Consider the following 1,671-nt stretch of genomic DNA (forward strand, 5'->3'; position numbering starts at 1 on the left):
GGGAACAGGCCCTTCTTGATCTTGATGCCGCGCGCCTTGGCATCGTCTTCGGTCAAGCCGACCCAGGCGATCTCGGGGTCGGTGTAGGCCACGCTCGGTATCACGCGCGCATTGAAGGCGCTGCTCGCGAGCTTGGCGTCGCCGAGCACCGCACCGGCGGCCACTTCCGCCGCCACATGCCCTTCGTGGACCGCCTTGTGCGCCAGCATCGGCTGGCCGACGATGTCGCCGATGGCGAAGATGTGCGGCACGTTGGTGCGCATCTGGATGTCCACCGCGATGAATCCGCGCTCGCCGACCGTGACGCCGGCCTTGTCGGCGCCGATTTTCTTGCCATTGGGCGTGCGGCCCACCGCCTGTAAGACCAGGTCATAAACCTGCGGCGCCTTCGGTGCGCCCTCGCCTTCGAAGTCGACGCGGATGCCTTCCTTGGTGGCTTCGGCGCCGACGGTGCGCGTCTTCATCATGATGTTGTCGAAGCGCCTGGCATTCATCTTCTGCCAGACCTTGACGAGGTCCCGGTCGGCGCCCTGCATCAGGCCGTCGAGCATTTCCACCACGTCCAGGCGCGCGCCCAAGGTCGAATACACCGTGCCCATCTCCAGGCCGATGATGCCGCCGCCGACGATGAGCATGCGCTTGGGGGCCTCGCGCAAATCGAGCGCGCTCGTGGAGTCGACGATGCGCGGGTCGTCGGGCAGGAAGGGCAGCCGCACCGCCTGCGAGCCGGCGGCGATGATGGCCTGCTTGAAGCGCACGGTCTGCGATTTGCCGGTGGTGGCTTGTGCCTCACCCGAGGTTTCTTCAAGCTTCAAATGACCGGGGTCGATGAAGCTGCCCAAGCCGCGCACGACCGTCACCTTGCGCATCTTGGCCATCTGCGCGAGCCCGCCGGTCAGCTTGCCGACCACCTTGTTCTTGTGGGCGCGCAGCTTGGCCAGATCGATGGTGGGCGCACCGTAGTCGATGCCGATGTCGGCGAAGTGGCTCGCCTCGTCCATCACCGCGGCCACATGCAGCAGCGCCTTCGACGGAATGCAGCCGACATTGAGACAGACGCCGCCGAGCGTGGCGTAACGCTCGACGAGCACGACCTTCAAACCAAGGTCGGCGCCACGAAATGCGGCCGAGTAGCCACCCGGGCCGGCGCCGAGCACGAGCAGGTCGCACTCGAGATCGACCGCCCCCGCAAACTGCGCGGCTGTCTCGCTCTCTCTCCCTCCGCGAGAGGGTTGGGGGCGAGTCGGGGCGTTCGAACCGCCTGCGGCGAGCCCGGCGAGCGGCTCCGGCGTATCAGCCGGAGCGCGCACTGCAAGTGAGGGCGCGTCCAGTGCCGCGCGCCCACCCTCACCCCGGACCTCTCCCACCGGGGCGGGCGAGGGAGCCTCGGCATCCAGGCTCAGGATCACACTGCCTTCGTTGACCGTGTCGCCGACCTTCAGCCGGACCTCCTTCACCACGCCGGCATGCGACGACGGAATCTCCATCGACGCCTTGTCGCTCTCCACCGTGATAAGGCTCTGCTCCGCAATTACCGTGTCGCCGGGCTTGACCAGCACCTCGATCACCGCCACGTCCTTGAAGTCGCCGATGTCCGGCACCTTGATGTCGATTGCGGCCACGATATTTTTAGTCCTTGAGCTTGAGCGTTTGCAGGCGCAACGGCCCGGC

Annotated in this window: 1 protein-coding gene; it reads right to left on the reverse strand. The window is 66.5% G+C overall.

Features of this window, described 5'->3' with window-relative positions:
• Nucleotides 1–1,622, reverse strand: a 1,622-nt coding sequence (locus RMO12_RS05420) for an FAD-dependent oxidoreductase (RefSeq protein WP_309638502.1), incomplete at its 3' end; no start/stop codon positions are given.
• Nucleotides 1,623–1,671 lie beyond the last annotated feature (49 nt).

The organism is Methylibium sp. (assembly GCF_031393925.1).
Taxonomy (GTDB): domain Bacteria; phylum Pseudomonadota; class Gammaproteobacteria; order Burkholderiales; family Burkholderiaceae_C; genus Methylibium.